Source organism: Paraclostridium benzoelyticum, assembly GCF_001006285.1.
GTDB classification, from domain to species: domain Bacteria; phylum Bacillota; class Clostridia; order Peptostreptococcales; family Peptostreptococcaceae; genus Paraclostridium; species Paraclostridium benzoelyticum.
On record NZ_LBBT01000353.1, the window covers coordinates 1 to 472 of the forward strand.

Genomic DNA, 472 nt, shown 5'->3' on the forward strand with positions numbered 1-472 from the left:
ATTAAAAAAATAACTAAAGATTAGGAGATATATAGATGGCATTAGAAATGGAAAAATATTTAAAAGTAAGAAAAGCTCAAGTACAAGGAGCTAGAACGGTTGATGAACTTAAAAAAATATCAGATATAGTTATTGAAAATGAAGAAGAGCTTAAAGAAGTAGAAACTCTTATAAAAAATGCATGTAAATGTAAGAATGTATCAATAGAAACAATAGTAGAAGCAGTAAAAAATGGAGCTGATACAGTTGAAAAAGTTGGAGAAGTAACTAAAGCAGGTACAGGATGTGGAAGGTGTAAAGGAATTATATCAAATATCATAGAAAATAAAAGATAATTAATTATGATTTTATTATAGCTTTAAAAAGGGATATGTATTAATACATATCCTTTTTTGGTTTGACAGTTTTGAAAAAATAAATTTTAAGAATTATTTAAGGTTAAAGAAAGATTACTTTAAGATTTAAATATTAA

General features: G+C 24.2%; 1 protein-coding gene. It reads left to right on the forward strand.

Annotation, left to right across the window (positions count from 1 at the left end; translation table 11 throughout):
• The first annotated feature begins 35 nt into the window (after positions 1 to 35).
• Entirely contained in the window at positions 36 to 335 is a 300-nt protein-coding gene (locus tag VN21_RS16890) for a (2Fe-2S)-binding protein (protein WP_046824293.1), read from the forward strand.
• Positions 336 to 472: the final 137 nt, after the last annotated feature.

What these genes read in the sequence shown, in the direction of transcription:
- VN21_RS16890 (WP_046824293.1), top strand. Translation starts at nt 36, where the DNA reads ATGGCATTAGAAATGGAAAAATATTTAAAAGTAAGAAAAGCTCAAGTA.